Origin of the sequence: Escherichia coli, from assembly GCF_036503815.1 — a bacterium.
In the GTDB taxonomy this organism is placed as follows: Bacteria; Pseudomonadota; Gammaproteobacteria; order Enterobacterales; family Enterobacteriaceae; genus Escherichia; species Escherichia coli_F.
Genome location: NZ_AP027764.1, coordinates 4,174,519 through 4,198,526, shown reverse-complemented (window position 1 = coordinate 4,198,526; position 24,008 = coordinate 4,174,519). Strand labels below are relative to the sequence as shown.

Here is a 24,008-nt window from a genome sequence, read left to right as displayed (position 1 = left end):
TAAATACCGTTCAATGCGTAGATATCAGTATCTAAAGCCGTCGATTGTCATTCTACCGATATTAATAACTGATTCAGAGGCTGTAATGGTCGTTATTTATCACCCATCGCTTTTGTGATGGCGACCATTGACTTCTGTAGAGGGTGAAGCCTCTCCCTATTCAGCAATGCAACCTCGTGTTGCCAGGCTCAAATTACGAGCAAACATACAGGAATAAATCGATGACTATGACAAGACTGAAGATTTCGAAAACTCTGCTGGCTGTAATGTTGACCTCTGTCGTCGCGACCGGCTCTGCCTACGCAGAAAACAACGCGCAGACTACCAATGAAAGCGCAGGGCAAAAAGTCGATAGCTCTATGAATAAAGTCGGTAATTTCATGGATGACAGCGCCATCACCGCGAAAGTGAAGGCGGCCCTGGTGGATCATGACAACATCAAGAGCACCGATATCTCTGTCAAAACCGATCAAAAAGTCGTGACCCTGAGCGGTTTCGTTGAAAGCCAGGCCCAGGCCGAAGAGGCAGTGAAAGTGGCGAAAGGCGTTGAAGGCGTGACCTCTGTCAGCGACAAACTGCACGTTCGCGACGCTAAAGAAGGTTCTGTGAAGGGCTACGCGGGTGACACCGCCACCACCAGTGAAATCAAAGCCAAGCTGCTGGCGGACGATATCGTCCCTTCACGTAAAGTGAAAGTTGAAACTACCGATGGTGTGGTTCAGCTCTCCGGTACCGTAGATTCTCAGGCACAAAGTGACCGTGCTGAAAGTATCGCCAAAGCGGTAGATGGTGTGAAAAGCGTTAAAAATGATCTGAAAACTAAGTAATTCGTCGTAATTCGTCCTCCCGAACTTTGTCGGGAGGCGCGATGTGCACCACACTAAAAATATCGCATTGAGTGATTTTCACGCTCATATCAAGCGGTGACATTAACTATGGTAAAGGAGACGCTTATGTTTCGTTGGGGCATCATATTTCTGGTTATCGCGTTAATCGCCGCCGCACTTGGGTTTGGTGGTCTGGCCGGTACTGCTGCAGGCGCAGCTAAAATTGTCTTTGTCGTCGGGATTATTCTGTTCCTGGTGAGTTTGTTCATGGGCCGAAAACGACCCTAGATTTCAGACCATTAAGAAAATTTTATCCAAAGCCAGTCCAACGGACTGGCTTTTGCGGTTTTAGCGAATAATAAATTGCGTTACTTTGTCATTCTTTCACAACAAAAACAGGAAGGCAGAGGTGGGGCAGCGAATACCTGTAACGCTTGGTAATATTGCGCCGTTGTCGCTAAGGCCGTTCCAGCCTGGACGGATTGCTCTGGTGTGCGAAGGCGGCGGACAGCGTGGAATTTTCACAGCTGGCGTGCTGGATGAGTTTATGCGCGCGCAGTTTAATCCTTTCGATCTTTATCTTGGCACATCTGCCGGGGCGCAGAACCTCTCGGCGTATATCTGCAATCAGCCCGGTTACGCGCGCAAAGTCATCATGCGTTACACCACAAAACGCGAATTTTTCGATCCATTGCGCTTTGTCCGTGGAGGAAATCTTATCGATCTCGACTGGCTGGTGGAGGCCACCGCAAGCCAGATGCCGTTGCAAATGGACACCGCAGCGCGATTGTTTGACAGCGGCAAATCGTTTTATATGTGCGCCTGTCGTCAGGATGACTACGCGCCGAATTACTTTTTACCAACCAAACAAAACTGGCTGGATGTGATTCGCGCCTCCAGTGCGATACCTGGCTTTTATCGTAGCGGAGTGTCGCTGGAAGGCATTAATTACCTGGATGGCGGGATCAGTGATGCGATCCCGGTTAAAGAGGCGGCAAGGCAGGGCGCTAAAACGTTGGTCGTCATCCGCACCGTGCCGTCGCAAATGTACTACACGCCGCAGTGGTTCAAACGCATGGAACGCTGGCTGGGTGACAGTAGCCTGCAGCCGCTGGTCAATCTGGTGCAGCATCATGAAACCAGCTATCGTGAGATTCAGCAATTTATTGAGAAACCACCGGGCAAGCTGCGGATATTCGAAATTTATCCGCCGAAGCCATTACATAGTATCGCGCTCGGCAGTCGGATTCCGGCGCTGCGTGAAGACTATAAACTTGGGCGTTTATGCGGGCGTTATTTTCTGGCAACGGTCGGTAAGTTATTGACTGAAAAAGCGCCGCTGAGCCGCCATCTGGTGCCGGTGGTGACGCCGGAGTCGATCGTTATTCCGCCTGCACCCGTCGCCAACGATACGCTGGTTACCGAGGTGATAGACGCTCCACAGGCGAACGACCCGACATTTAACAATGAGGATTTGGCTTGATTTGCCGTTTTATCGACACCCACTGCCATTTTGATTTCCCGCCGTTTAGTGGCGATGAAGAGGCCAGCCTGCAACGCGCGGCACAAGCGGGCGTAGGCAAGATCATTGTTCCGGCCACCGAGGCGGCAAATTTTGCCCGCGTGCAGGCGTTAGCGGAAAATTATCAACCGCTGTATGCCGCTTTAGGGTTGCATCCGGGGATGTTGGAAAAACATAACGATGCATCGCTGGATCAGTTACAGCAGGCGTTGGGAAGACGTCCGACGAAGGTGGTGGCGGTGGGGGAGATCGGCCTGGATCTCTTTGGTGACGATCCGCAATTTGAGAGGCAGCAGTGGTTGCTTGATGAACAACTGAAACTGGCGAAACGCTACGATCTGCCGGTGATCCTTCATTCACGGCGCACGCACGACAAACTGGCGATGCATCTTAAACGCCAAAATTTGCCACGCACTGGTGTGGTTCATGGTTTTTCTGGCAGCCTGCAACAGGCCGAACGGTTTGTGCAGCTGGGCTACAAAATTGGCGTAGGCGGTACTATCACCTATCCACGCGCCAGTAAAACCCGCGATGTCATCGCAAAGCTGCCGCTGGCATCGTTGTTGCTGGAAACCGACGCGCCGGATATGCCGCTCAATGGTTTTCAGGGGCAGCCTAATCACCCGGAGCAGGCCGCCCGTGTGTTTGCCGTGCTATGCGAGTTACGCCCGGAACCCGCGGATGAGATTGCCGAAGTGTTGCTTAATAACACGTATGCGGTGTTTAACGTTCGTGGGTAGTTTGCCCTTCGTAAGCCGGATAAGGCGTTCACGCCGCATCCGGCAGTCGACGCACAATGCCTGATGCGACGCTGACGCGTCTTATCATGCCTACAAGTCTGTGCCGAACCGTAGGCCGGATAAGGCGTTCACGCCGCATCCGGCAGTTGGCGCACAATGCCTGATGCGACGCTTGACGCGTCTTATCATGCCTACAAGTCTGTGCCGAACCGTAGGCCGCATCCGGCATGTCACAAATACAGCGCCGGAAATATCAACCGGCTCACCCCGCGCTCCCGTAACGCATCAGCCAACTGCTCAACGTCTTCCTGCGTGGCGCTCGCCCAGCTTTGCGCCTCGCCATACACGCCGTGGGCATGAAACGCGTTCAGGCGTACCGGAACATCGCCAAGTCCCTTGATAAACGCCGCCAGTTCTTCGATGTGTTGCAAATAATCCACCTGGCCAGGGATTACCAGCAAACGCAGTTCCGCCAGCTTACCGCGCTCTGCAAGCAAACAGATGCTGCGCTTAATCTGCTGATTATCGCGTCCGGTTAGCTGTTGATGACATTCGCTTCCCCACGCTTTGAGATCGAGCATCGCGCCGTCGCACACCGGGAGTAATTTTTCCCAGCCGGTTTCGCTCAACATGCCGTTACTGTCCACCAGACAGGTGAGATGACACAGTTGTGGATCATTTTTGATAGCAGTAAACAGCGCCACCACAAACGGCAACTGGGTCGTGGCTTCACCGCCGCTTACCGTTATCCCTTCAATAAACAGCACCGCTTTGCGGACGTGACTAAGCACCTCGTCCACGTTCATGGATTGCGCCATCGGCGTAGCGTGTTGTGGACACATCTTCAGGCAGGTATCACACTGCTCGCAGACGGCTGCGTTCCACACTACTTTGCTGTTAACAATCTGCAACGCCTGATGCGGACACTGTGGCACGCACTCCCCGCAATCATTACAGCGCCCCATTGTCCACGGATTGTGACAGTTTTTGCAGCGCAGATTACAGCCCTGTAAAAACAGAGCCAGACGACTGCCTGGCCCGTCAACGCAGGAGAAGGGGATAATCTTACTGACTAAAGCGCATCTGCTGTTCATGGCTTATAACGCGCGGCTGGCGTTCCAGAATACGAGTGTTGCGTGCGGCTTCTTCTCCCAGCCAGGTGGTGTTGGTACGTGAGCCTTCGGCACGATATTTTTCCAGATCCGACAAACGCACCATATAACCGGTAACGCGAACCAGATCGTTACCGCTGACATTGGCGGTAAATTCACGCATTCCGGCTTTAAAGGCACCGAGGCAAAGCTGTACCAGCGCCTGCGGATTACGTTTGATGGTTTCGTCGAGCGTCAAAATGTCGCTGATGCCGGAATAATAATAAGCATGATGCGGGGCGACAGTTTGCAGATGGGTGATCGGATCTGGCTCATCGCCATACGGCAAACGCGCGCCCGGCGTGGTGCCGATATCGGAACTTATCCCCGACTGTGCGTGTAACATGGCGCGTTTTTGCCAGCCATATTTCACGGGGGTATTGGCGACAAACTCCGCCAGTTGCGCGCTAATGCGATAACCCACTTCATTTGCGGCGGCTTCTTTACCGTAACGCGCGGCAACTCCTTCTTTTTCACACAGCAAGTTAACCGCTTCCGCCAGCCCATACATGCCAAACATTGGCACAAAACGTTCAGGGTTAATCAGCCCTTCTTTCACCAGGAAGCTATTCTCAAAGAAGTGTGATTGTTGATAGAGGAATTCACACCGCGCATCGATGATGGCGATCTGCTGCTGGCAGTAGTGCGGTAGAGTGCGCGTAAAGAAATCATCCAGCGATTCACTGCGCTCGGCAATGGCTTTCAGGTTGAGGCGTACCAGCGTACTGCCACCACCCGCTAACGGCAGTGAGTTGTAACAGCTCACAATCCCGTAGCTCCCTTTTGTGAAAATTTTATCATGCACGGGACCGTTGGCGATGTGCGGTTTGCTACATTCACAGATGTTTTTCGCCACTTCCAGCAGCAGGTCATCAGGGGTGATTTCAGGATCGTAGATAAAAGTCAGGTTCGGTGAAACCTGCTTCAGCTCTGCGTCTGCGCGTAAAATCGCACGGGTAATGGGTGAATCAGATGGGCCAATATTGGCGTGCATAAAGGCGTCTGGCAGGGTTCTGTCGAGGTAACGCCAGAAACGTTTTATTCGAATATCGATCTCGTCTTGTGTTAGAATTCTAACATACGGTTGCAACAACGCATCCAGTTGCCCCAGGTAGACCGGCATCGATGTGACCGAAGGAACGTGGTGGTAAAGAATGGTCAGCAGAGAGAGTGCGTCATCAAGATCTTTTGCGCCTTCCAGCTCCAGCCATTCGGAACCGTTGGCCAAAAAACGGGCGTAATCGGGTAAGACATAGCGCGGTTTATACGGCGCATGACCTTCAAACATATCGCAGATTACACCTTCATCCAGCGCGCGGCGGGCTTCGGCAGGAAGCTGTGGGTAAGGCAGATTGTTTTCTGCTTCCAGCGCCAGAAAATGGCGCTTCTGCTCCGGGCTAAGTACCGGACTGGTGACAATTTGCTGGCAACGTTGTTGCAGTGCATTTTCATGAGAAGTGGGCATCTTCTGTTCCTTTTTATGCCGAAGGTGATGCGCCATTGTAAGAAGTTTCGTGATGTTCACATTGATCCTGATGCGTTTGCCACCACTGACGCATTCATTTGAAAGTGAATTATTTGAACCAGATCGCATTACAGTAATGCAATTTTGTAAGTAGATTTCCTTAATTGTGATGTATATCGAAGTGTGTTGCGGAGTCGATGTTAGAATACTAACAAACTCGCAAGGTGAATTTTATTGGCGACAAGCCAGGAGAATGAAATGACTGATCTGAAAGCAAGCAGCCTGCGTGCACTGAAATTGATGGACCTGACCACCCTGAATGACGACGATACCGACGAGAAAGTGATCGCTCTGTGTCATCAGGCCAAAACTCCGGTCGGTAATACCGCCGCTATCTGTATCTATCCTCGCTTTATCCCGATTGCTCGCAAAACGCTGAAAGAGCAGGGTACCCCGGAAATCCGTATCGCTACGGTAACCAACTTCCCACACGGTAACGACGATATCGAAATCGCGCTGGCCGAAACTCGCGCGGCAATCGCCTACGGTGCCGATGAAGTTGATGTGGTGTTCCCGTACCGTGCGCTGATGGCGGGTAACGAGCAGGTAGGTTTTGACCTGGTGAAAGCCTGTAAAGAGGCTTGCGCGGCAGCGAATGTACTGCTGAAAGTGATCATCGAAACCGGCGAACTGAAAGACGAAGCGCTGATCCGCAAAGCGTCTGAAATCTCCATTAAAGCGGGTGCTGATTTCATCAAAACCTCTACCGGTAAAGTAGCAGTGAACGCGACGCCGGAAAGCGCGCGCATCATGATGGAAGTGATCCGTGATATGGGCGTAGAGAAAACCGTTGGTTTCAAACCTGCGGGCGGCGTGCGTACTGCGGAAGATGCGCAGAAATATCTCGCGATTGCAGATGAACTGTTCGGTGCTGACTGGGCAGATGCGCGTCACTACCGCTTTGGTGCTTCCAGCCTGCTGGCAAGCTTGCTGAAAGCGCTGGGCCACGGCGACGGTAAGAGCGCCAGCAGCTACTAAGCTGCCTTTTGCCAGAGGGTGGATGCCGGATGCCCCCAGTAGGCCTGATAAGACGCGTCAGCGTCGCATCAGGCAGTCAGCAGTGATGCCGGATGCGGCGCGAACGCCTTATCCGGCCTACGGGTCGAGTGCCGTGTAGGCCTTGTAAGATGCGTCAGCATCGCATCAGGCAATAACAACATCCGCCATCTGGCAACAACGCCTTCAAACTTATTCCACGGGAGGTTACCTTGTTTCTCGCACAAGAAATTATTCGTAAAAAACGTGATGGTCATGCGCTGAGCGATGAAGAAATTCGCTTCTTTATCAACGGCATTCGCGACAACACTATCTCCGAAGGGCAGATTGCCGCCCTCGCGATGACCATTTTCTTCCACGATATGACAATGCCGGAGCGTGTCTCGCTGACGATGGCGATGCGAGATTCAGGAACCGTTCTCGACTGGAAAAGCCTGCATCTGAATGGCCCGATTGTTGATAAACACTCGACCGGCGGCGTCGGCGATGTGACTTCGCTGATGTTGGGGCCAATGGTCGCTGCCTGCGGTGGCTATATTCCGATGATCTCCGGTCGCGGCCTCGGCCATACTGGCGGTACGCTCGACAAACTGGAATCCATCCCTGGCTTCGACATTTTCCCGGATGACAACCGTTTCCGCGAAATTATTAAAGACGTCGGCGTGGCGATTATTGGCCAGACCAGTTCACTGGCTCCGGCGGATAAACGTTTCTACGCGACCCGCGATATTACCGCAACCGTGGATTCCATCCCGCTGATCACTGCCTCGATCCTGGCGAAGAAACTGGCGGAAGGTCTGGATGCACTGGTGATGGACGTGAAAGTCGGTAGCGGTGCATTTATGCCGACCTACGAACTCTCTGAAGCCCTTGCCGAAGCGATTGTTGGCGTGGCTAACGGCGCTGGCGTGCGCACCACCGCGCTACTCACCGACATGAATCAGGTGCTGGCCTCCAGTGCCGGTAACGCGGTTGAAGTACGTGAAGCGGTGCAGTTCCTGACAGGTGAGTACCGTAACCCGCGTCTGTTTGATGTCACGATGGCGTTGTGTGTGGAGATGCTTACCTCCGGCAAACTGGCGAAAGATGACGCCGAAGCGCGCGCGAAATTGCAGGCGGTGCTGGACAACGGTAAAGCGGCAGAAGTCTTTGGTCGTATGGTAGCGGCACAAAAAGGCCCGACTGACTTCGTTGAGAACTACGCGAAGTATCTACCGACAGCGATGCTGACGAAAGCAGTCTATGCTGATACCGAAGGTTTTGTCAGTGAAATGGATACCCGCGCGCTGGGAATGGCAGTGGTTGCAATGGGCGGCGGTCGCCGTCAGGCATCTGACACCATCGATTACAGCGTCGGCTTTACTGATATGGCGCGTCTGGGCGACCAGGTAGACGGTCAGCGTCCGCTGGCGGTTATCCACGCGAAAGACGAAAACAGCTGGCAGGAAGCGGCGAAAGCGGTGAAAGCGGCAATTAAACTTGCCGATAAAGCACCGGAAAGCACACCAACTGTCTATCGCCGTATCAGCGAATAACGGTATACTGATCTGATCATTTAAATTTGAAGCACTGAGTACGGAGAACATATGAAACGTGCATTTATTATGGTGCTGGACTCATTCGGCATCGGCGCTACAGAAGATGCAGAACGTTTTGGTGACGTCGGGGCTGACACCCTGGGTCATATCGCAGAAGCTTGTGCCAAAGGCGAAGCTGATAATGGTCGTAAAGGCCCGCTCAATCTGCCAAATCTGACCCGTCTGGGGTTGGCGAAAGCACACGAAGGTTCTACCGGTTTCATTCCGGCGGGAATGGACGGCAACGCTGAAGTTATCGGCGCGTACGCATGGGCGCACGAAATGTCATCCGGTAAAGACACCCCGTCTGGTCACTGGGAAATCGCCGGTGTCCCGGTTCTGTTTGAGTGGGGATACTTCTCCGATCACGAAAACAGCTTCCCGCAAGAGCTACTGGATAAACTGGTCGAGCGCGCTAATCTGCCGGGTTACCTCGGTAACTGCCACTCTTCCGGTACGGTCATTCTGGATCAGCTGGGCGAAGAGCACATGAAAACCGGCAAGCCGATTTTCTATACCTCCGCTGACTCAGTGTTCCAGATTGCTTGCCATGAAGAAACTTTCGGTCTGGATAAACTCTACGAACTGTGCGAAATCGCCCGTGAAGAGCTGACCAACGGCGGCTACAACATCGGTCGTGTTATCGCTCGTCCGTTTATCGGCGACAAAGCCGGTAACTTCCAGCGTACCGGTAACCGTCATGACCTGGCTGTTGAACCGCCAGCACCGACCGTGCTGCAGAAACTGGTTGATGAAAAACACGGCCAGGTGGTTTCTGTCGGTAAAATTGCAGACATCTACGCTAACTGCGGCATCACCAAAAAAGTGAAAGCGACCGGCCTGGACGCGCTGTTTGACGCCACCATCAAAGAGATGAAAGAAGCGGGTGATAACACCATCGTCTTCACCAACTTCGTTGACTTCGACTCTTCCTGGGGTCACCGTCGCGACGTTGCCGGTTATGCTGCGGGTCTGGAACTGTTCGACCGCCGTCTGCCAGAGCTGATGTCTTTGCTGCGCGATGACGACATCCTGATCCTCACTGCTGACCATGGTTGTGATCCGACCTGGACCGGTACTGACCATACCCGTGAACACATTCCGGTACTGGTTTACGGCCCGAAAGTAAAACCGGGTTCGCTGGGGCACCGTGAAACTTTCGCGGATATCGGCCAGACTCTGGCAAAATATTTTGGTACTTCTGATATGGAATATGGCAAAGCCATGTTCTGATGGATTTGGGCGGAGCAGTGACTCCGCCTTTAATATGTCACAAAAAGGATAAAATGATGGCTACTCCACACATTAATGCAGAAATGGGCGATTTCGCTGACGTAGTTTTGATGCCAGGCGACCCGCTGCGTGCGAAGTATATTGCTGAAACTTTCCTTGAAGATGCTCGTGAAGTGAACAACGTTCGCGGTATGCTGGGCTTCACCGGTACTTACAAAGGCCGCAAAATTTCTGTAATGGGCCACGGTATGGGTATCCCGTCCTGCTCCATCTACACTAAAGAACTGATCACCGATTTCGGCGTGAAGAAAATCATTCGCGTTGGTTCCTGTGGCGCAGTTCTGCCGCACGTAAAACTGCGTGACGTAGTGATTGGTATGGGTGCCTGCACCGATTCCAAAGTTAACCGCATCCGTTTTAAAGACCATGACTTTGCCGCTATCGCTGACTTCGACATGGTGCGTAACGCGGTAGATGCAGCTAAAGCACTGGGCATTGATGCTCGCGTTGGTAACCTGTTCTCCGCTGACCTGTTCTACTCTCCGGACGGCGAAATGTTCGACGTGATGGAAAAATACGGCATCCTCGGCGTGGAAATGGAAGCGGCTGGTATCTACGGCGTGGCTGCAGAGTTTGGCGCGAAAGCCCTGACCATCTGCACCGTGTCTGACCACATCCGCACTCACGAGCAAACCACTGCCGCTGAGCGTCAGACCACCTTCAACGACATGATCAAAATCGCACTGGAATCCGTTCTGCTGGGCGATAAAGAGTAATTGTGTTTCGCTGAAAGGCGATTGTCGTGTGAAGCCGGAGCGGGAGACCGCTCCGGCTTTTTAGTATTTATTCATCAATAGCAACTGATTTATAGATTTACTATTATTTTTCATATAGATAGAAAATTAAATCCATTCGAGTATCTATTCACGAATCTATTCATTTATGTTCAGCCGTCATCCAGTAAGGGCATATCAGCAACTTTGGCGGACAACCATAAATTCCTGCCATTTTGTTTTTGATGTTTGAACTAAGCCGTTCCGTCTTTTCGATTTGTTTTAGAGAATTAATCGAGATACCCAACATTTTACTAACTTCAGCAAGTGATAGTTTATGCCTGATACGCACGGCGGTTAGCCAGGATATACCCTGGCTGAACATTAAATTGATAATCTCCCGTTCCTGGTTCTTCAGATCGATCATATTTCCTTCCCTGGATATTTTAATCAGCGAGTTACCGCACCGCCCCTGCCATCCACGCCGATAATTCCCTTAGCTCTTTTTCCTGTTCAGGGAAGTCAACCAACAGCGCTTCACACTCTTGTTGCAGCATATCCGCACGGTACAGGCAGCCTTGCAGTCGTCCGGCGAGGGCTTCCAGAGGTGCGGGGTTGAGGCTATCGGTAAACACCTGGGCGCGGGTGATATGGCCTTTTTCGACGTCGAAATGCAGTTCTACGCCGCCCCAGGTAAAGCGTTCATCCAGCAGATGCGAGAACGCTGGAGCCTGTCCGAAATTCCATTCCCAGCTACTCTGGCGGGCAAAGGTTTCGGCGAAGTTCGGCAAGTCCGGCGTTTTGTCCGGTGAGATAATTTCCGCTTCTACACGCTCGCCATAATGGGCGAAAAAGGCCTCGGTTATGGCTTCGCAAACCTGCTCATGGGTAATTCCCGGCAGCAATTCGGTCAGATTGGTCACGCGGGAACGTACCGACGTAATGCCTTTCGCCGCCAGTTTCTTTTTATCCGGGTTGAGATAGTTTGCCAGGCGGCTAAGGTCGGCATTGAGTAGCAAGGTGCCGTGATGGAAGCCACGATCTTTGGTTTCGCGATAGGCCGAGCCTGAGACTTTACGGTCGCCTTCGGCGGTTTTCACCACCAAATCGTTACGTCCGGACGCTTCGGCGCTGACACCGAGCGCGTTCAGTGCATTGAGCACAATCGAGGTGGAGATCGTTTTATCGTATTCCGGCTTGCCAGCCATGAAGGTAAAACAGGTATTGCCGAGATCGTGGAACACCGCGCCGCCACCGCTACTGCGCCGTGCCAGGCGAACGTTATCTTCTTCCATCCGCCGGGTATTACACTCTTTCCACGGGTTCTGCGCGCGACCAATCACCACGGTGTCAGCATTGCGCCAGAGAAACAAAACGCGCTGCGTGGCGGGCATCTGGCGAAAAATACACTCCTCCACCGCCAGGTTAAACCACGGATCGTAAGAGTCAGAGATGAGCAGGCGTAATGTGGACATAACGATTTCCTTTCTTGTAGTAATGGGTCACTCTTTTTTCTCGCTTTCTTCCTCTTCCGGCACCGGTTTGCTGGCGGTTAACAGGAAGGGGGATTGCTGCCAGCGGGTGCGTTTACCCTGTAGCAGCGTGCGGGTCAGCACTACGCCGATTGCCAGCGAGAGCAACAACATCAGGCGTAAAATGTTAGTGGTGTTATCCACCTGTTGAGCTTCGGTGGCGAGCGTATGGGTGTCGAGCGTCAGGCGCAGATAGCCAAGCGGACCATTTTTCCCTGCAATGGGTTCGACAATCTGCTGGTTAAAATAGCCGCCCGCTTTTTTACCGTCGAGCGCCAGCCGGTCACGCACCTCGACGCTTTCGCCAGAACGGGCGATAAGATCGCCTTGTTCGTCATACACGCCCGCGTCGAGGATGCGGCTTTCATCCGTTAACTGATCGAGGATCGCCTGAATACGTTTTTCATCCGGCGAGTCGGTACGCATCAGCGGCGCAACGTTCAGCGTCACCTGCCGCGCCAGGGTGCGGGCCAGTTCTTCCAGCTGCGGATTACGCTGTCGCTGGTGGTTTTGACTAAACCATGATGCCCCCTGCATCAGCGCCACTAACAAGGCAAGACAGAACAGGACAATCACTGCCCGATGCAGCCGGAATTTCAGTTTTGTGCGAGCCATCTTCCACCCTTTGAAAATTTGAGACTTAATGTTGCCAGAAGCAATGGATACAAGGTAGCCTCATGCGTTATTTTCCCTGCTTCGAACGATTTTACAGGAGCCTTAATGCCTAACATTACCTGGTGCGACCTGCCTGAAGATGTCTCTTTATGGCCTGGTCTGCCTCTTTCATTAAGTGGTGATGAAGTGATGCCACTGGATTACCACGCAGGTCGTAGCGGCTGGCTGCTGTATGGTCGTGGGCTGGATAAACAACGCCTGACCCAGTACCAAAGCAAACTGGGCGCAGCGATGGTGATTGTTGCCGCCTGGTGCGTGGAAGATTATCAGGTGATTCGTCTGGCAGGTTCGCTTACCGCCCGGGCTACGCGCCTGGCCCATGAAGCACAACTGGATGTCGCGCCGCTGGGGAAAATTCCGCATCTGCGCACGCCAGGTCTGCTGGTGATGGACATGGATTCCACCGCCATCCAGATTGAATGTATCGATGAAATTGCCAAACTGGCCGGAACCGGCGAGATGGTGGCGGAAGTAACCGAGCGGGCGATGCGCGGCGAACTCGATTTTACCGCCAGCCTGCGCAGCCGCGTGGCGACGCTGAAAGGCGCTGACGCCAATATTCTGCAACAGGTGCGTGAAAATCTGCCGCTGATGCCAGGCTTAACGCAACTGGTACTCAAGCTGGAAACGCTGGGCTGGAAAGTGGCGATTGCCTCCGGCGGTTTTACCTTCTTTGCCGAATACCTGCGCGATAAGCTGCGCCTGACCGCTGTAGTAGCCAATGAACTGGAGATCATGGACGGTAAATTTACCGGTAATGTGATTGGCGACATTGTAGACGCTCAGTATAAAGCGAAAACCCTGACCCGCCTGGCGCAGGAGTATGAAATCCCGCTGGCGCAAACCGTGGCGATTGGCGATGGTGCCAACGACCTGCCGATGATCAAAGCGGCAGGTCTGGGGATTGCCTACCATGCCAAGCCAAAAGTGAATGAAAAGACGGAAGTCACCATCCGTCACGCTGACCTGATGGGGGTATTCTGCATCCTCTCTGGCAGCCTGAATCAGAAGTAATTGTCCGCCCGTCATCCTGCGGGCGGCACAGCATTAACGAGGTACACCGTGGCAAAAGCTCCAAAACGCGCCTTTGTTTGTAATGAATGCGGGGCAGATTATCCGCGCTGGCAGGGGCAGTGCAGCGCCTGCCATGCCTGGAACACCATCACCGAGGTGCGTCTTGCTGCGTCGCCAACGGTGGCGCGTAACGAGCGTCTCAGTGGCTATGCCGGTAGCGCCGGGGTGGCAAAAGTCCAGAAACTTTCCGATATCAGCCTTGAGGAGTTGCCGCGTTTTTCAACCGGATTTAAAGAGTTCGACCGCGTATTAGGCGGTGGGGTGGTGCCGGGAAGCGCCATTCTGATTGGCGGTAATCCAGGCGCAGGGAAATCCACGCTGCTACTGCAAACGCTGTGCAAACTGGCCCAGCAGATGAAAACGCTATATGTCACTGGCGAAGAGTCGCTGCAACAGGTGGCAATGCGCGCTCATCGCCTCGGCCTGCCGACTGACAATCTCAATATGTTGTCGGAAACCAGCATCGAACAGATCTGCCTGATTGCCGAAGAAGAGCAACCGAAGCTGATGGTTATTGACTCCATCCAGGTGATGCATATGGCGGATGTTCAGTCATCGCCTGGCAGCGTGGCACAGGTGCGTGAAACGGCGGCCTATCTGACGCGCTTCGCCAAAACGCGTGGCGTGGCGATTGTCATGGTGGGGCACGTAACCAAAGATGGTTCGCTGGCAGGCCCTAAAGTGCTGGAACACTGTATCGACTGCTCGGTGCTTCTGGACGGCGATGCCGACTCCCGTTTCCGCACCTTACGCAGCCATAAAAACCGTTTCGGCGCGGTGAATGAGCTGGGCGTCTTCGCGATGACTGAACAGGGGCTGCGTGAAGTTAGCAACCCTTCCGCCATCTTTTTAAGCCGCGGCGATGAAGTGACCTCTGGTAGTTCAGTGATGGTGGTATGGGAAGGAACGCGTCCGTTGCTGGTGGAGATTCAGGCGCTGGTCGATCACTCGATGATGGCGAATCCACGCCGCGTCGCAGTAGGGCTGGAGCAAAACCGTCTGGCAATCCTGCTGGCGGTGCTTCACCGTCACGGTGGGTTGCAAATGGCCGATCAGGATGTGTTTGTTAACGTGGTCGGTGGCGTGAAGGTAACCGAAACCAGTGCCGATTTAGCGTTACTGCTGGCGATGGTTTCCAGCCTGCGCGACAGACCACTACCGCAGGATCTGGTGGTGTTTGGTGAAGTCGGGCTGGCAGGGGAGATCCGCCCGGTGCCCAGCGGCCAGGAGCGGATTTCTGAAGCGGCGAAACATGGTTTTCGGCGGGCGATTGTTCCGGCAGCCAACGTGCCGAAAAAAGCGCCGGAAGGGATGCAGATTTTTGGCGTTAAAAAACTCTCCGACGCGCTTAGCGTGTTCGACGACTTATAATGAGAGATACGGAGGGAGATATGTCGTCATTTGATTATCTGAAAACTGCCATCAAGCAACAGGGCTGTACGCTACAGCAGGTGGCTGATGCCAGCGGTATGACCAAAGGGTATTTAAGCCAGTTACTGAATGCCAAAATTAAAAGCCCCAGCGCGCAAAAGCTGGAGGCGTTGCACCGTTATTTGGGACTTGAATTTCCCCGGCAGAAGAAAACTATTGGTGTTGTATTCGGTAAGTTTTACCCGCTGCATACCGGACATATCTACCTTATCCAGCGTGCCTGTAGTCAGGTTGACGAGCTGCATATCATTATGGGCTTTGACGATACCCGTGACCGCGCACTGTTCGAAGACAGCGCCATGTCGCAGCAGCCAACGGTGCCGGATCGTCTGCGCTGGTTATTGCAAACTTTTAAATATCAGAAAAATATTCGCATTCATGCTTTCAACGAAGAGGGCATGGAGCCGTATCCGCATGGCTGGGATGTGTGGAGCAACGGCATCAAAAAGTTTATGGCTGAAAAAGGGATCCAGCCGGATCTGATCTACACCTCGGAAGAAGCCGACGCGCCGCAGTATATGGAACATCTGGGGATCGAAACGGTGTTGGTCGATCCGAAACGTACTTTTATGAGTATCAGTGGTGCGCAGATCCGCGAAAATCCGTTCCGCTACTGGGAATATATTCCTACCGAAGTGAAGCCGTTCTTTGTGCGCACCGTGGCGATCCTTGGCGGCGAATCGAGCGGTAAATCCACCCTGGTAAACAAACTTGCCAATATCTTCAACACTACCAGTGCATGGGAATATGGTCGCGATTATGTCTTTTCGCATCTTGGCGGCGATGAGATTGCATTGCAGTATTCCGACTACGATAAAATCGCACTTGGACACGCTCAATATATTGATTTTGCAGTAAAATATGCCAATAAAGTGGCGTTTATCGACACCGATTTTGTGACAACTCAGGCGTTCTGCAAAAAGTACGAAGGGCGCGAGCATCCGTTCGTACAGGCGATGATCGATGAATACCGTTTTGATCTGGTGATTCTGCTGGAGAACAACACGCCGTGGGTGGCGGATGGTTTACGCAGCCTCGGCAGTTCGGTGGATCGTAAAGAGTTCCAGAACTTGCTGGTGGAGATGCTGGAAGAGAACAATATCGAATTTGTGCGGGTTGAAGAGGACGATTACGACAGCCGTTTCCTGCGCTGTGTGGAGCTGGTGCGGGAGATGATGGGGGAGCAGGGATAATCATCTTTATAAGATGTTGAGTGATATTACTGATTCAAAAGTGTACTTAGTACTCCATTTTGGTGTACAATGTACCTGCCAGGGAGGGGTAATGGGCAAGGCGATAATATTTATAGAGACGCCAATGTTTACGCGTCAGATCAAGCAGATTGCAACCGATGATGAATTAAAGGAATTGCAAAAAGAACTCATCGGAACTCCCGATAAAGGTGATCTCATTCAGCAGACTGGTGGATTGCGTAAAGTCCGAATGGCTGCGGGTTCACAGGGAAAAAGTGGTAGTGTCAGAATAATTTACTTTCTGGCGACGGAAGAGATTATTTATTTGATTATGGCCTATCCGAAGAATGCCAAAGACAGTCTGACAGATACGGAAAAAGCTCAACTAAAGAAGTTGACGAAACTGCTCAAAGGTGAGGTATAAAATGAGTTTTTTTGATGAGTTGAAAACCTCTCTGGAAGAGGCTGTCGAGATTAAACAAGGTTTAAAAGAACCTGCACGGGTGACCCGCTACGAAATTGCGGATGTTAAAGCTATTCGTGAGCAACTCAACGTTTCGCAAAGTGAGATGGCAAAAGCTCTGGGAACCAGTGTGGATACCATTAAAAGCTGGGAATCGAAGCGAAGAAATCCTACGGGATTGGCTGCAAAAGTACTTGCCACAATTAAAGAAAATCCTGCCTTTTTCCGGGAACTTGCCTCCCATTAATCATTTAACTATTACCGGATGCGATGCTGGCGCGCCGCATCCGGCATTTTACGCATTACTTCGCAATACGCTTGTACTTGATACGCTTCGGCTCCAGCGCGTCTGCGCCCAGCGTGCGTTTCTTGTACTCTTCGTACTCGGTAAAGTTACCTTCAAAGAACTCAACTTTACCTTCATCCTGGTAATCCAGAATGTGTGTGGCGATACGGTCGAGGAACCAACGGTCGTGCGAGATAACCATCGCGCAGCCCGGGAACTCCAGCAGGGCGTTTTCCAGCGCACGCAGGGTTTCGATATCCAGGTCGTTGGTCGGTTCATCGAGCAGCAGCATGTTGCCGCCAACCTGCAGCAGTTTCGCCAGATGCAGACGACCACGCTCACCACCGGAGAGTTCGCCAACGCGTTTACCCTGATCAACCCCTTTAAAGTTAAAGCGGCCAACGTAGGCGCGGCTTGGCATCTCGGTGTTACCGATCTTCATGATATCCAGCCCGCCGGAAACTTCTTCCCAAACGGTTTTGCTGTTATCCATTGAGTCACGGAACTGATCGACAGATGCCAGTTTCACCGTTTCACCTAAAGTGATGGTGCCGCTGTCTGGCTGTTCCTGACCAGAGATCATACGGAACAGGGTTGATTTACCCGCGCCGTTCGGACCGATGATCCCGACGATCGCCCCTTTAGGGATCGAGAAGCTCAGATCATCAATCAGCAGACGATCGCCGTAAGATTTACGCAGGTTGCTGACTTCCAGCACTTTATCGCCCAGACGCGGTCCAGGTGGAATAAACAGTTCGTTGGTTTCGTTACGTTTCTGATATTCGGTGCTGTTCAGCTCTTCAAAGCGCGCCAGACGTGCTTTACCTTTCGACTGACGGCCTTTAGTTCCCTGACGTACCCACTCCAGCTCTTTCTCGATCGACTTACGACGCGCTGCTTCTTGTGAAGCTTCCTGCGCCAGACGCTGATCTTTCTGCTCCAGCCAGGAGGAGTAGTTACCTTCCCACGGAATACCTTCACCGCGGTCAAGTTCGAGGATCCAGCCTGCAACGTTATCGAGGAAGTAACGGTCGTGGGTAATCGCCACCACGGTGCCCTCGAAGTCGTGCAGGAAGCGTTCCAGCCACGCTACGGATTCGGCATCCAGGTGGTTGGTCGGTTCGTCGAGCAGCAGCATGTCTGGTTTTTCCAGCAGCAGGCGGCACAACGCCACGCGACGACGCTCACCACCGGAGAGGTTAGCGATTTTCGCGTCCCAGTCCGGCAGACGCAGCGCATCCGCCGCACGCTCCAGCTGAACGTTCAGGTTGTGACCGTCGTGAGCCTGAATGATCTCTTCCAGACGGCCTTGTTCAGCGGCCAGCTTGTCAAAATCGGCATCCGGATCGGCGTACAGCGCATAGACTTCATCCAGACGTTTCAGAGCGTTAACCACTTCAGAAACCGCTTCTTCAATGGACTCACGCACGGTGTGTTCCGGGTTCAGCTGAGGTTCCTGTGGCAGGTAACCAATCTTGATGTCTGGCTGCGGACGCGCTTCACCTTCGATGTCTTTATCAATGCCCGCCATAATGCGCAGCAGGGTAGACTTACCCGCGCCGTTCAGACCCAGGACACCAATTTTTGCCCCAGGGAAGAAACTCAGAGAGATGTTTTTCAAAATATGACGTTTCGGCGGAACAACTTTGCCGACACGATGCATGGTATAAACGAATTGAGCCACGTTGGACTTCGCCTCTATGTTTATCGTGATGATGAGTTTTCAAAGGCGAAGTGTAGCCTGTTTCCTTATCTAATCCCAGCCGGTCGATCACCCTCGCAGTAAAAGTAAAAAAGTGTCCGTAACGTGGCGTAAACGGCAATGACTGGTTAGCATAAATCTATTACGCGGCATGACGCTGCATTGATGTATTGACACTTAGAGGATGCGCTTGTGGAAAAAGCCAAACACGTTACCTGGCGGCTGTTGGCTGTCGGTGTCTGTCTGCTGACGGTCAGCAGCGTGGCGCGAGCCGACTCACTGGATGAGCAGCGTAGCCGTTACGCGCAAATTAAGCAGGCCTGGGATAATCGACAAATGGATGTGGTCGAACAAATGATGCCTGGACTGAAGGATTATCCACTTTATCCCTATCTGGAATACCGCCAGATCACCGATGATCTGATGAATCAACCTGCGGTGACGGTCACTAACTTTGTTCGCGCTAACCCCACGCTTCCTCCCGCTCGCACGCTGCAATCTCGTTTCGTCAATGAACTGGCGCGGCGTGAAGACTGGCGTGGCTTGTTAGCCTTTAGCCCGGAAAAGCCCGGAACTACCGAAGCGCAATGTAATTACTACTATGCGAAATGGAACACCGGGCAGAGTGAAGAAGCCTGGCAAGGGGCGAAAGAGCTGTGGCTAACCGGCAAGAGCCAGCCTAACGCCTGTGACAAGTTATTTAGCGTCTGGCGTGCGTCAGGCAAACAAGATCCGCTGGCGTATCTGGAGCGTATCCGTCTGGCGATGAAAGCGGGTAACACAGGCCTGGTGACAGTGCTGGCAGGGCAGATGCCTGCTGATTACCAGACTATCGCCTCGGCGATTATTTCTCTGGCGAACAACCCTAATACGGTACTGACCTTCGCGCGTACAACCGGTGCGACCGATTTTACCCGTCAAATGGCGGCGGTGGCGTTTGCCAGCGTGGCGCGGCAGGATGCTGAAAATGCACGGCTGATGATTCCATCGCTTGCTCAGGCACAGCAGCTTAATGAAGATCAGATTCAGGAACTGCGCGATATCGTCGCCTGGCGTTTGATGGGCAACGATGTCACCGACGAGCAGGCGAAATGGCGCGATGACGCCATTATGCGCTCGCAATCCACCTCGTTGATTGAACGCCGAGTACGGATGGCGCTTGGCACTGGCGATCGGCGTGGCCTGAATACCTGGCTGGCGCGTTTGCCGATGGAAGCGAAAGAGAAAGATGAATGGCGTTACTGGCAGGCCGATTTATTGCTGGAACGCGGACGTGAAGCTGAAGCGAAAGAGATTCTGCATCAACTCATGCAACAGCGTGGTTTCTACCCGATGGTTGCTGCACAGCGCATCGGCGAAGAGTATGAGCTGAAGATTGATAAAGCGCCGCAGAATGTTGACAGCGCCCTGACTCAGGGGCCGGAGATGGCGCGCGTGCGCGAGTTGATGTACTGGAATCTCGATAACACCGCGCGTAGCGAGTGGGCCAATCTGGTGAAGAGCAAGTCAAAAACAGAGCAGGCACAGCTGGCACGGTATGCTTTCAACAACCAATGGTGGGATCTCAGCGTTCAGGCGACGATCGCCGGGAAGTTGTGGGATCATCTGGAAGAACGATTCCCGCTGGCCTACAACGATTTTTTCAAACGTTACACCAGCGGTAAGGAGATCCCGCAAAGCTATGCGATGGCGATTGCCCGTCAGGAGAGCGCCTGGAATCCGAAAGTGAAGTCACCGGTAGGGGCCAGCGGGCTGATGCAGATTATGCCTGGTACGGCGACCCATACGGTGAAGATGTTCTCTATTCCTGGCTACAGCAGCCCTGGGCAATTGCTGGATCCGGAAACGAACATCAACATCGGCACCAGTTACCTGCAATATGTTTATCAGCAGTTTGGCAATAACCGTATTTTCGCCTCAGCAGCTTATAACGCCGGACCTGGACGAGTGCGCACCTGGCTCGGCAACAGCGCTGGTCGTATCGACGCAGTGGCATTTGTCGAGAGTATTCCGTTCTCCGAGACGCGCGGTTATGTGAAGAACGTGCTGGCTTATGACGCTTACTACCGCTATTTCATGGGGGATAAACCGACATTGATGAGCGCCACGGAATGGGGACGTCGTTACTGATCCGCACGTTTATGATATGCTATCGTACTCTTTAGCGAGTACAACCGGGGGAGGCATTTTGCTTCCCCCGCTAACAATGGCGACATATTATGGCCCAACAATCACCCTATTCAGCAGCGATGGCAGAACAGCGTCACCAGGAGTGGTTACGTTTTGTCGACCTGCTTAAGAATGCCTACCAAAACGATCTCCATTTACCGTTGTTAAACCTGATGCTGACGCCAGATGAGCGCGAAGCGTTGGGGACTCGCGTGCGTATTGTCGAAGAGCTGTTGCGCGGCGAAATGAGCCAGCGTGAGTTGAAAAATGAACTCGGCGCTGGCATCGCGACGATTACGCGTGGATCTAACAGTCTGAAAGCCGCGCCTGTCGAGCTGCGCCAGTGGCTGGAAGAGGTGTTGCTGAAAGATCACTGATACACGGCATTATGAAACGGACTCAGCGCCAGGATCACCGCCTGGTGATAGACGCTGGCGCGAGTGAGCTTCCCGGCGGTAAATACGCCGATTGCACCTTCTTTACGGCCAATTTCATCAATGCCGGTATAACGCGACATCACAGGGCCGAGCGCCTCGCCTTGACGCACTTTCTCCAGAATCACCTCAGGCAACGGCAAAGTTGCCGAACGCGCTTCGCCACGCTGGCTGGCGTTTTCAATCACCACCCAACTGAAGGTGCTGTCACCATCAATCCCTGCTTCAATCGCCACCCAAAAATCAGCCTCTGGATGTAAACAGCGAGCATTTGCTACCCGATTTCGTGCGCCAGCGCGCGTTTCCTCACTACCAAAGGGCTGTTCCGGTACACCGCTCTCGACGGCAACGGATGCAATATGGCAGGATCCTTCGCCGAAGATCTCGTGAAATGCCTGCAGAATGGCCTGAATTTTAGCGGGATTGGTGGTCGCACAGACAACTTGGTGCATAATCAGCATTACTCAGAAAATTAACGTTACAGCAGTATACGGAAAAAAAGCATGTTACAGGTATACCTAGTCCGCCACGGTGAAACGCAGTGGAACGCCGAGCGACGTATTCAGGGCCAGTCTGACAGCCCGCTGACTGCCAAAGGTGAGCAACAGGCGATGCAGGTGGCGACCCGTGCCAAAGAGCTTGGCATTACGCATATCATCAGTAGCGATTTAGGGCGCACCCGCCGCACGGCGGAAATCATCGCCCAGGCCTGCGGCTGTGACATCATCTTTGATTCTCGCCTGCGTGAATTAAATATGGGTGTACTGGAAACAAGAAATATCGATTCACTCACCGAAGAAGAAGAAAACTGGCGTCGCCAGCTGGTCAATGGCACTGTCGACGGACGTATTCCTGAAGGCGAGTCTATGCAGGAGCTCAGCGATCGTGTCAATGCGGCACTGGAATCTTGTCGGGAATTACCGCAGGGAAGCCGACCGCTGCTGGTGAGCCACGGTATTGCACTGGGATGCCTGGTGAGTACGATTCTCGGATTACCAGCATGGGCAGAGCGTCGCTTACGTCTGCGTAACTGTTCTATTTCGCGCGTGGATTATCAGGAAAGCTTGTGGCTGGCGTCTGGCTGGGTGGTTGAAACCGCAGGGGACATCTCGCATCTGGACGCCCCTGCATTAGATGAGCTGCAGCGTTAACGACGGATCGGAATCAGCAGTTCACAGCGCAGATTAATTGGGCGATCTCCCGCTTTGGCATCTTCTGCCGGGTAGTATCGCTCAATATCCTGACCTTTACGGCGCGTCAGGTTAAGCATTGGCATGCACGTTCCGTATACCGTCAGGATAAACTCCTGCACGCCTGTTCCCAGACCTTCATAGGTAAACATCACATATTCACCGCCTTGCAGCATCACAGGATGCCCGGTCAATACATAGCCATCTGCCTGATCCTGGGCTAATGCGGTGGTATAGAACACCTCTTGCTCGTCGTCTTTATCCTGGCTCGGACGCGTTTCATTCAGGCCGTAGAGAACAGGCGGAATGGTCGGCGCGTTGCCAAGAAAATCGTGCCAGAACTGATAACGCATTTCATGGCGGAAATCAGAGATTTGTTCCAGCGAACAGGAGTAACTCTGGGTAACACCAATCAGCGGCGTATCTTCCAGGGTGACAAATTTGTGCTCTGGCATGGTGAATTCACCCAGACGCAGCGGCGGGCGAATACCAAAGGCGCTCCATTCAGGAGAACGGCGGTAAAGAGCAGGAGTTTGGGCAAACTGCTTCTTGAATGCGCGAGTAAATGTCTGTTGAGAGTCGAAGCGGTATTGCAGCGCGATATCCAGAATTGGACGCGCAGTCAGGCGTAGTGCGACCGCCGATTTCGACAAACGACGAGCACGAATATACGCGCCAATAGCATGACCAGTGACATCTTTAAACATTCTCTGTAAGTGCCACTTGGAATAACCTGCTTTCGCCGCTACATTGTCGAGCGACAGGGGCTGATCCAGATGACCTTCCAGCCAGATTAAAAGGTCGCGAATAATGCCGGCCTGATCCATAAAATATCCTCATCCTTTCAACAACGAGCACCTGACATCAGGTAATTGGATAATAGCATTTTTTGCTGTTTTAGCATTCAGTGTTTTTTTCTTAGTAGCGTATGTTTTAGGGCTTGACGGAAATAAAAGTATTGAGATTTTGTTCTTAATCAATATGTTATTTATCGTGGTGAACTAATTGCTCATGTAATAGATAAAAATGGTAACAATATGAAATACAAGCATTTGATTCTGTCTTTAAGCCTGATAATGCTGGGGCCGTTGGCTCATGCAGAAGAGATTGGTTCGGTCGACACTGTATTTAAAATGATCGGCCCTGATCACAAAATTGTTGTGGAAGCCTTTGACGATCCCGATGTGAAAAATGTCACCTGCTATGTGAGCCGGGCGAAAACCGGCGGTATTAAAGGGGGATTGGGCCTGGCGGAAGATACTTCCGATGCGGCTATTTCTTGTCAGCAAGTCGGGCCGATTGAACTGTCAGATCGCATTAAAAACGGCAAAGCTCAGGGCGAGGTAGTATTCAAAAAACGCACGTCGTTGGTCTTTAAGTCGTTACAGGTCGTGCGCTTTTATGACGCCAAACGCAACGCGCTCGCTTATCTGGCTTACTCCGACAAAGTCGTAGAAGGTTCGCCGAAAAACGCGATTAGCGCGGTTCCTGTCATGCCGTGGCGGCAATAACAGA

The 24,008-nt window shown here is 52.6% G+C and carries 25 protein-coding genes; 17 read left to right on the top strand and 8 right to left on the bottom strand.

Features of this window, described 5'->3' with window-relative positions; translation table 11 throughout:
• Positions 1–221 precede the first annotated feature (221 nt).
• The 4 genes from osmY to yjjV all read left to right on the top strand — a co-directional run bounded on the left by osmY (position 222) and on the right by yjjV (position 3,089).
• Positions 222–827: a molecular chaperone OsmY gene (gene osmY / locus AABJ99_RS20045; RefSeq protein WP_039020385.1), complete on the top strand. Its 606-nt coding sequence runs from the start codon at positions 222–224 to the stop codon at positions 825–827.
• Positions 828–953: 126 nt separating this feature from the next.
• Complete coding sequence (gene ytjA, locus AABJ99_RS20040; RefSeq protein ID WP_000490275.1) at positions 954–1,115, top strand: DUF1328 domain-containing protein; 162 nt, start codon at positions 954–956, stop codon at positions 1,113–1,115.
• Between the two features lie 121 nt (positions 1,116–1,236).
• Positions 1,237–2,310: a patatin-like phospholipase family protein gene (yjjU, locus tag AABJ99_RS20035; RefSeq protein WP_039020384.1), complete on the top strand. Its 1,074-nt coding sequence runs from the start codon at positions 1,237–1,239 to the stop codon at positions 2,308–2,310.
• Complete coding sequence (gene yjjV / locus AABJ99_RS20030) at positions 2,307–3,089, top strand: metal-dependent hydrolase (protein ID WP_039020383.1); 783 nt, start codon at positions 2,307–2,309, stop codon at positions 3,087–3,089. The genes yjjU and yjjV overlap by 4 nt, the downstream gene beginning before the upstream one ends.
• Before the next feature lie 230 nt (positions 3,090–3,319).
• Here the strand turns inward: yjjV and yjjW are convergent, their stop codons facing one another.
• On the bottom strand, positions 3,320–4,183 hold the full coding sequence (yjjW, locus tag AABJ99_RS20025) for a YjjW family glycine radical enzyme activase (protein ID WP_039020382.1): 864 nt from the start codon (positions 4,181–4,183) through the stop codon (positions 3,320–3,322).
• Entirely contained in the window at positions 4,155–5,705 is a 1,551-nt protein-coding gene (yjjI, locus tag AABJ99_RS20020) for a YjjI family glycine radical enzyme (RefSeq protein WP_039020381.1), read from the bottom strand. The genes yjjW and yjjI overlap by 29 nt, the downstream gene beginning before the upstream one ends.
• A gap of 258 nt (positions 5,706–5,963) precedes the next feature.
• On the opposite strand from yjjI, the gene deoC reads away from it, so the two are divergent.
• From deoC to deoD, 4 genes are all read left to right on the top strand, one after another.
• Positions 5,964–6,743: a deoxyribose-phosphate aldolase gene (gene deoC / locus AABJ99_RS20015; protein ID WP_001295412.1), complete on the top strand. Its 780-nt coding sequence runs from the start codon at positions 5,964–5,966 to the stop codon at positions 6,741–6,743.
• A gap of 230 nt (positions 6,744–6,973) precedes the next feature.
• On the top strand, positions 6,974–8,296 hold the full coding sequence (gene deoA, locus AABJ99_RS20010; RefSeq protein ID WP_000477829.1) for a thymidine phosphorylase: 1,323 nt from the start codon (positions 6,974–6,976) through the stop codon (positions 8,294–8,296).
• 51 nt (positions 8,297–8,347) lie between these two features.
• A complete protein-coding gene (gene deoB / locus AABJ99_RS20005; protein WP_000816471.1) occupies positions 8,348–9,571 on the top strand; it encodes a phosphopentomutase in 1,224 nt (407 codons plus the stop codon).
• Positions 9,572–9,627: 56 nt separating this feature from the next.
• Positions 9,628–10,347: a purine-nucleoside phosphorylase gene (gene deoD, locus AABJ99_RS20000; protein WP_000224877.1), complete on the top strand. Its 720-nt coding sequence runs from the start codon at positions 9,628–9,630 to the stop codon at positions 10,345–10,347.
• Between the two features lie 160 nt (positions 10,348–10,507).
• On the opposite strand, the gene AABJ99_RS19995 is transcribed toward deoD, so the two are convergent.
• From AABJ99_RS19995 to ytjB, 3 genes are read right to left on the bottom strand one after another with little or no spacing between them, the layout of a single operon-like run.
• Complete coding sequence (locus AABJ99_RS19995; protein WP_039020380.1) at positions 10,508–10,771, bottom strand: helix-turn-helix domain-containing protein; 264 nt, start codon at positions 10,769–10,771, stop codon at positions 10,508–10,510.
• A gap of 31 nt (positions 10,772–10,802) precedes the next feature.
• On the bottom strand, positions 10,803–11,819 hold the full coding sequence (gene lplA / locus AABJ99_RS19990; RefSeq protein ID WP_000105850.1) for a lipoate--protein ligase LplA: 1,017 nt from the start codon (positions 11,817–11,819) through the stop codon (positions 10,803–10,805).
• Between the two features lie 27 nt (positions 11,820–11,846).
• Positions 11,847–12,491 carry a YtjB family periplasmic protein gene (gene ytjB / locus AABJ99_RS19985; RefSeq protein WP_000124615.1) on the bottom strand — a complete coding sequence of 215 codons (645 nt, stop codon included), beginning with the start codon at positions 12,489–12,491 and terminating at the stop codon, positions 11,847–11,849.
• 105 nt (positions 12,492–12,596) lie between these two features.
• Between ytjB and serB the strand changes: the two genes are divergently transcribed.
• From serB to nadS, 5 genes are all read left to right on the top strand, one after another.
• Positions 12,597–13,565, top strand: coding sequence for a phosphoserine phosphatase (gene serB, locus AABJ99_RS19980; RefSeq protein ID WP_001132956.1), 969 nt, complete (start codon positions 12,597–12,599; stop codon positions 13,563–13,565).
• A 48-nt stretch (positions 13,566–13,613) separates the two neighbouring features.
• Entirely contained in the window at positions 13,614–14,996 is a 1,383-nt protein-coding gene (radA, locus tag AABJ99_RS19975) for a DNA repair protein RadA (RefSeq protein ID WP_001029698.1), read from the top strand.
• Between the two features lie 20 nt (positions 14,997–15,016).
• Positions 15,017–16,249: a multifunctional transcriptional regulator/nicotinamide-nucleotide adenylyltransferase/ribosylnicotinamide kinase NadR gene (nadR, locus tag AABJ99_RS19970; RefSeq protein ID WP_338387413.1), complete on the top strand. Its 1,233-nt coding sequence runs from the start codon at positions 15,017–15,019 to the stop codon at positions 16,247–16,249.
• Positions 16,250–16,340: 91 nt separating this feature from the next.
• On the top strand, positions 16,341–16,673 hold the full coding sequence (locus AABJ99_RS19965; RefSeq protein ID WP_000513551.1) for a type II toxin-antitoxin system RelE/ParE family toxin: 333 nt from the start codon (positions 16,341–16,343) through the stop codon (positions 16,671–16,673).
• Position 16,674: 1 nt separating this feature from the next.
• The gene (gene nadS / locus AABJ99_RS19960; RefSeq protein WP_000007436.1) at positions 16,675–16,959 is read left to right on the top strand and encodes a NadS family protein; all 285 of its coding nucleotides are present in this window, start codon (positions 16,675–16,677) and stop codon (positions 16,957–16,959) included.
• Between the two features lie 55 nt (positions 16,960–17,014).
• Here nadS and ettA read toward each other — a convergent pair whose 3' ends face one another.
• Positions 17,015–18,682 carry an energy-dependent translational throttle protein EttA gene (gene ettA, locus AABJ99_RS19955; RefSeq protein WP_000046749.1) on the bottom strand — a complete coding sequence of 556 codons (1,668 nt, stop codon included), beginning with the start codon at positions 18,680–18,682 and terminating at the stop codon, positions 17,015–17,017.
• Positions 18,683–18,892: 210 nt separating this feature from the next.
• Here ettA and sltY point away from each other — a divergent pair, with 210 nt between their 5' ends.
• The gene (sltY, locus tag AABJ99_RS19950; RefSeq protein WP_032183156.1) at positions 18,893–20,830 is read left to right on the top strand and encodes a murein transglycosylase; all 1,938 of its coding nucleotides are present in this window, start codon (positions 18,893–18,895) and stop codon (positions 20,828–20,830) included.
• Positions 20,831–20,919: 89 nt separating this feature from the next.
• On the top strand, positions 20,920–21,246 hold the full coding sequence (gene trpR, locus AABJ99_RS19945) for a trp operon repressor (RefSeq protein WP_000068678.1): 327 nt from the start codon (positions 20,920–20,922) through the stop codon (positions 21,244–21,246).
• Here trpR and yjjX read toward each other — a convergent pair.
• Positions 21,240–21,755 carry an inosine/xanthosine triphosphatase gene (gene yjjX / locus AABJ99_RS19940; RefSeq protein WP_039020424.1) on the bottom strand — a complete coding sequence of 172 codons (516 nt, stop codon included), beginning with the start codon at positions 21,753–21,755 and terminating at the stop codon, positions 21,240–21,242. The two genes, trpR and yjjX, sit on opposite strands and share 7 nt — an antisense overlap.
• Positions 21,756–21,806: 51 nt before the next feature.
• Between yjjX and gpmB the strand changes: the two genes are divergently transcribed.
• Positions 21,807–22,454, top strand: a complete 648-nt coding sequence (gene gpmB / locus AABJ99_RS19935) for a 2,3-diphosphoglycerate-dependent phosphoglycerate mutase GpmB (RefSeq protein ID WP_000942351.1) — start codon at positions 21,807–21,809, stop codon at positions 22,452–22,454.
• Here the strand turns inward: gpmB and robA are convergent.
• Complete coding sequence (robA, locus tag AABJ99_RS19930; RefSeq protein WP_000371666.1) at positions 22,451–23,320, bottom strand: MDR efflux pump AcrAB transcriptional activator RobA; 870 nt, start codon at positions 23,318–23,320, stop codon at positions 22,451–22,453. The genes gpmB and robA overlap by 4 nt on opposite strands.
• A 210-nt stretch (positions 23,321–23,530) precedes the next feature.
• On the opposite strand from robA, the gene creA reads away from it, so the two are divergent.
• A complete protein-coding gene (gene creA, locus AABJ99_RS19925; protein ID WP_000875487.1) occupies positions 23,531–24,004 on the top strand; it encodes a protein CreA in 474 nt (157 codons plus the stop codon).
• The last annotated feature ends 4 nt before the right edge of the window (positions 24,005–24,008 follow it).

What these genes read in the sequence shown, in the direction of transcription:
- serB (WP_001132956.1), top strand. Translation starts at nt 12,597, where the DNA reads ATGCCTAACATTACCTGGTGCGACCTGCCTGAAGATGTCTCTTTATGG.
- deoD (WP_000224877.1), top strand. Translation starts at nt 9,628, where the DNA reads ATGGCTACTCCACACATTAATGCAGAAATGGGCGATTTCGCTGACGTA.
- lplA (WP_000105850.1), bottom strand. Translation starts at nt 11,819, where the DNA reads ATGTCCACATTACGCCTGCTCATCTCTGACTCTTACGATCCGTGGTTT.
- osmY (WP_039020385.1), top strand. Translation starts at nt 222, where the DNA reads ATGACTATGACAAGACTGAAGATTTCGAAAACTCTGCTGGCTGTAATG.
- trpR (WP_000068678.1), top strand. Translation starts at nt 20,920, where the DNA reads ATGGCCCAACAATCACCCTATTCAGCAGCGATGGCAGAACAGCGTCAC.
- ytjB (WP_000124615.1), bottom strand. Translation starts at nt 12,491, where the DNA reads ATGGCTCGCACAAAACTGAAATTCCGGCTGCATCGGGCAGTGATTGTC.
- yjjX (WP_039020424.1), bottom strand. Translation starts at nt 21,755, where the DNA reads ATGCACCAAGTTGTCTGTGCGACCACCAATCCCGCTAAAATTCAGGCC.
- deoB (WP_000816471.1), top strand. Translation starts at nt 8,348, where the DNA reads ATGAAACGTGCATTTATTATGGTGCTGGACTCATTCGGCATCGGCGCT.
- ytjA (WP_000490275.1), top strand. Translation starts at nt 954, where the DNA reads ATGTTTCGTTGGGGCATCATATTTCTGGTTATCGCGTTAATCGCCGCC.
- creA (WP_000875487.1), top strand. Translation starts at nt 23,531, where the DNA reads ATGAAATACAAGCATTTGATTCTGTCTTTAAGCCTGATAATGCTGGGG.
- robA (WP_000371666.1), bottom strand. Translation starts at nt 23,320, where the DNA reads ATGGATCAGGCCGGCATTATTCGCGACCTTTTAATCTGGCTGGAAGGT.
- yjjW (WP_039020382.1), bottom strand. Translation starts at nt 4,183, where the DNA reads ATGAACAGCAGATGCGCTTTAGTCAGTAAGATTATCCCCTTCTCCTGC.
- nadR (WP_338387413.1), top strand. Translation starts at nt 15,017, where the DNA reads ATGTCGTCATTTGATTATCTGAAAACTGCCATCAAGCAACAGGGCTGT.
- yjjI (WP_039020381.1), bottom strand. Translation starts at nt 5,705, where the DNA reads ATGCCCACTTCTCATGAAAATGCACTGCAACAACGTTGCCAGCAAATT.
- AABJ99_RS19965 (WP_000513551.1), top strand. Translation starts at nt 16,341, where the DNA reads ATGGGCAAGGCGATAATATTTATAGAGACGCCAATGTTTACGCGTCAG.
- deoC (WP_001295412.1), top strand. Translation starts at nt 5,964, where the DNA reads ATGACTGATCTGAAAGCAAGCAGCCTGCGTGCACTGAAATTGATGGAC.
- AABJ99_RS19995 (WP_039020380.1), bottom strand. Translation starts at nt 10,771, where the DNA reads ATGATCGATCTGAAGAACCAGGAACGGGAGATTATCAATTTAATGTTC.
- nadS (WP_000007436.1), top strand. Translation starts at nt 16,675, where the DNA reads ATGAGTTTTTTTGATGAGTTGAAAACCTCTCTGGAAGAGGCTGTCGAG.
- gpmB (WP_000942351.1), top strand. Translation starts at nt 21,807, where the DNA reads ATGTTACAGGTATACCTAGTCCGCCACGGTGAAACGCAGTGGAACGCC.